At 46.6% G+C, this 4245-nt stretch carries 7 protein-coding genes and 1 pseudogene; 7 read left to right on the top strand and 1 reads right to left on the bottom strand.

Features of this window, described 5'->3' with window-relative positions:
• The 7 genes from D479_RS13060 to D479_RS13090 all read left to right on the top strand — a co-directional run.
• Positions 1-149, top strand: a 149-nt coding sequence (locus D479_RS13060; RefSeq protein ID WP_008637831.1) for a metal-sensing transcriptional repressor, incomplete at its 5' end; no start/stop codon positions are given.
• Between the two features lie 61 nt (positions 150-210).
• The gene (locus D479_RS13065) at positions 211-690 is read left to right on the top strand and encodes a DsrE/DsrF/DrsH-like family protein (protein WP_008637832.1); all 480 of its coding nucleotides are present in this window, start codon (positions 211-213) and stop codon (positions 688-690) included.
• Positions 691-708: 18 nt separating this feature from the next.
• Positions 709-999, top strand: a complete 291-nt coding sequence (locus D479_RS13070) for a rhodanese-like domain-containing protein (RefSeq protein ID WP_008637833.1) — start codon at positions 709-711, stop codon at positions 997-999.
• Positions 1000-1033: 34 nt separating this feature from the next.
• The gene (locus D479_RS13075; protein ID WP_008637834.1) at positions 1034-1600 is read left to right on the top strand and encodes a sulfurtransferase TusA family protein; all 567 of its coding nucleotides are present in this window, start codon (positions 1034-1036) and stop codon (positions 1598-1600) included.
• 39 nt (positions 1601-1639) lie between these two features.
• Complete coding sequence (locus D479_RS13080) at positions 1640-2770, top strand: MBL fold metallo-hydrolase (RefSeq protein ID WP_008637835.1); 1131 nt, start codon at positions 1640-1642, stop codon at positions 2768-2770.
• Positions 2771-2810: 40 nt separating this feature from the next.
• Positions 2811-3038 (top strand): sulfurtransferase TusA family protein, encoded by a 228-nt coding sequence (locus D479_RS13085; protein ID WP_008637836.1) that lies wholly within the window; start codon positions 2811-2813, stop codon positions 3036-3038.
• Between the two features lie 55 nt (positions 3039-3093).
• Positions 3094-3870 carry a sulfite exporter TauE/SafE family protein gene (locus D479_RS13090; protein WP_008637837.1) on the top strand — a complete coding sequence of 259 codons (777 nt, stop codon included), beginning with the start codon at positions 3094-3096 and terminating at the stop codon, positions 3868-3870.
• A 51-nt stretch (positions 3871-3921) separates the two neighbouring features.
• Here the strand turns inward: D479_RS13090 and D479_RS13095 are convergent.
• A pseudogene (locus tag D479_RS13095) lies at positions 3922-4245 on the bottom strand (hypothetical protein); the annotation flags it as partial.

Below are 4245 nucleotides of genomic sequence, written 5' to 3' on the forward strand. Positions count from 1 at the left end.
AGCTTTCTGCATCCAGAAGCGCGATCGATCGTGCCATCGGTCTTGTCGTCAGCTCCAACCTTGCAGAGTGCATTCAAGGGGCCAATGACGATCAGACAACAGAAGCGTCCATTAACGAAGCTGTTCAATTGCTAGTCAAAAGCAGATAATTTTTTTACTTTACAATATACCCCTACACGTATTAGTATAACCCAATAAGGAGGCAGTAAAATGTCAGAGACGAAGAAAACGAACATCATTTTATTCAGCGGAGATTACGATAAGGCGATGGCCGCTTATATCATTGCCAACGGGGCAGCAGCCTATGATCATGAAGTTACCATCTTCCATACTTTCTGGGGACTGAATGCTCTGAGGAAAGACGAACCAATTAAAGTGAAGAAAGGCTTCATGGAGAAAATGTTCGGGAAAATGATGCCACGGGGCGCGGATAAAATGGGCATTTCTAAAATGAATTTCGCAGGATTCGGCCCTAAAATGATCAAAGACGTTATGAAGAAGCACAATGCTGTGCCGTTGCCGGACTTGATTGACATGGCTCAGGAACAGGAAATCAACCTTGTTGCCTGTACAATGACGATGGATCTCCTCGGTCTCCAAAAGGAAGAACTGTTGGATGACATCCAGTACGCTGGTGTAGCTGCTTATTTGGCAGATGCAGAAGAAGGAAACGTTAACCTATTTATCTAATCAGGAGGTTGAAACCATATGAAAACAATGACAGCTAAAGAAGTAGAACAGCAGCTGAGTGAGGCTCTGAACATCATTGATGTCAGAGAAGACGAAGAAGTGGCAGAAGGTAAAATACCCGGTGCTGCACACATCCCTCTGGGATTTATTGAAGAGCGGGCGGTTGAATTGGATAAAGATAAACCTTATATCATGGTTTGTCGCTCCGGCGGACGCAGCGGCCGTGCTTCAGAAATACTCATGAGTAAAGGGTTTGACGTAACAAACATGGAGGGCGGCATGCTCGCCTGGGAAGGCCCGACAGAATAAATCACATACCTATATGGGTAAGGAGGAATCTCAGATGACAATTAAAACGAATCAGACGCTTGATGCCAAAGGATTGGCCTGCCCAATGCCGATTGTAAAGACGAAGAAAGCATTCAAAGACCTTGCTGCAGGAGATGTCTTAGAAGTGCTTGCAACAGATAAAGGTTCCAAAGCCGACCTGCAGGCATGGGCGAAAAGCTCCGGACACGACTATCTCGGTATTATCGAAGACGGGGATGTCCTGAAACACTATCTCCGGAAAACCAGCGGCGAAGAAGCACAGGAGAAGAAACATCCACACATCGTGGACAATGAAACACTTCAGGAAGTACGCTCACAGGAAGTAACCATACTGGATGTTCGTGAACAGGCAGAATTTGCATTCACGCACATCCCGGGAGCGGTATCCATTCCACTAGGAGAGCTGGATGCACGCATGAATGAGATCGACAGCACCAAACCTGTTTACGTCATCTGCCGCACAGGAAGCCGCAGTGACTTGGCTGCACAGAAGCTGGCAGACAAAGGCTTGGAGAACGTGTACAATGTCGTACCTGGGATGAGGGAATGGAACGGAGAAACTTCCTCCATTAATAATTGAATTTTTTTGCAAACCAATATACCTTAGGGGGTAAATAGGATGTCAGTAAAAACTATGCCGATTGCAGATATCGTTAAGAAAGTGCTGAATAAGGAAGAGCTGTTCCTACTGGATGTACGGACAGAGGACGCATTCCATGATTGGAAAATCGAAAGTGACAGCTTCACTTATGTGAACGTGCCTTACTTTGATCTGCTCGATGGCGTCGAGTCTATTACCGATCAGTTACCGAATGATAAAGAGATTGCCGTCGTTTGTGCCAAAGGCGGCTCCTCTGAAATGGTGGCAGAACTGATTAGTGAGGCAGGATATGAAAACGTATATTCCGTCGAGGGTGGAATGAAAGCGTGGAGTGAGCACCTGGAGCCGGTAAAAGTCGGTGATTTGAGTGACGGAGGATCTGTCTATCAATTCATACGCATCGGTAAAGGCTGCCTGTCTTATATGGTCGTTTCTAAAGGCGAAGCCGTTGTCATCGACGCGACAAGAATGACCGACGTGTACAAAGACTTTGCAGAAGAAAACAATTGGAAGATCACACACATCCTGGACACTCACCTGCATGCCGATCATATATCCGGCGGCAGACAACTTGCTGAAGAAACAGGCGCTTCCTACTGGCTTCCACCCGAAGATGCTGCCGAAGTAACATTTGAATACAACGCGCTGCAGGACCAAACGAAGATTCAGGCCGGAAATGCAAAGATCGATGTGCATGCGCTCTATTCCCCTGGTCATACGAAAGGCTCCACGTCCTTCGTTGTCGATGATCGTTACTTGATGACGGGAGATATTTTATTCATCGATTCGATTGGAAGACCGGACCTTGCCGGAAAAGCAGAAGACTGGGTAGCGGACCTTAGAGAGACACTTTATACACGCTATAAGGAACTATCTGCCGAGCTGCTTGTTCTGCCTGCCCACTTCATGACGATGGAGGAGTGGAATGAAGATCATACGATTGCTCGAAAACTGGGAGCACTATTCCAGGAGAATCATGGTTTAAACATCGAAGACGTTAGTGAATTCCGTAAACTTGTCACAGAGAACCTTCCACCACAGCCGAATGCTTATCAGCAGATCCGGGAAACGAACATGGGTAAAATCCGCCCGGATAAGGAGGAACAGCGCGAAATGGAAGTGGGACCGAACCGCTGTGCAGTAAGGTAACCATCAGACGACCCGATAAAACTACTGGAGGTATGAAATCATGAACGTAACCAAAGTATTAGATGCTAAAGGCCTGGCATGCCCAATGCCGATTGTCAAAACGAAGAAAGCGATGAACGATATAGAATCAGGAGAAATACTGGAAATCCATGCAACAGATAAAGGCGCAGAGAGCGATTTAACTGCATGGGCTAAATCCGGAGGACACACCCTTCTCGACCATCAGGAAAACGACGGTGTCTTCAAATTTTGGATTCAAAAAGCATAACAACAGCAAAAGGGAACCGTCCATTCGGTTCCCTTTTTAAGGAGGTACAAGACACATGGAATTTGGATTTATTCTTACTATATTTGCTATCGGATTTGTGGGTTCCTACATCTCCGGGATGCTCGGGATCGGCGGCGCGATTATCAACTACCCGATGCTGCTCTATATACCGGCCTTCATCGGCGTCGGTTCGTTTACGGCATACGAAGTATCAGGAATCAGTGCGATCCAGGTCTTCTTCGCAACGATCGGTGGTGTGTGGGCCTATCGAAAAGGCGGGCATCTTAATAAACCACTGATCTTATACATGGGGGGCAGTGTATTAATCGGTAGTTTTATCGGCGGATACGGCTCTCAATTCATGCCGGAGAACGGCATCAACATCGTTTACGGAATTCTTGCCCTTATTGCAACCATCATGATGTTCATCCCTAAGAAAAGGACCGATGAAACACCCGTGAATCTTGTGACGTTCCACAAGCCTGCCGCTTCCCTGCTTGCCTTCCTCGTTGGTATTGGAGCTGGTATTGTAGGAGCCGGAGGAGCTTTCCTGCTCGTACCGATAATGCTCGTCGTCTTGAAAATACCGACAAGGATGACCATCGCCTCCTCTCTCGCGATCACTTTGATCTCATCGATCGGTGCAACCATCGGGAAAGTGACAACGGGACAATTCGATTATCTGCCTGCTTTTATTCTTATCCTGGCAAGCTTGATCGCTGCGCCGTTGGGAGCGAAGTCAGGACAGAAAATGAATACGAACGTTCTCCAAACCATACTCGCTGTCCTTATACTTGGCACAACCATTAAAATCTGGTTCGATATCTTTTAACTTATCTAAAAAAACCACCATTCCTGATCTGGAATGGTGGTTTTTCTTTTATTAAGCTGCTTCCTCTTGCTCTTCTTCCGGATTCACCATTTCTGTTTCATCCAGATAACGAAGCAAGTCTCCGTATATGATAGAATCGGATGTTTCTAATTCTTCCTGCGCAGCATCGAAACCAGTGTCACACGCTCCATTTTCTACAGTTTCTCCTGTTTCACGGTCATAGCAGGCACCTTGAATACCTACATATTCTTCATCAGCAAAGTTTCCATCACGTGTGATCATAAGCTGACGGCGGTCCTCGTCCAATAAATCATGGCCGAACTGGATCGGGTTATCATCTTCGATTCCAAGCAGGTTGGTGATGGTCGGACGCAG

This window comes from Halobacillus sp. BAB-2008 (assembly GCF_000328325.1).
Classification (GTDB): Bacteria; Bacillota; Bacilli; order Bacillales; family Halobacillaceae; genus Halobacillus.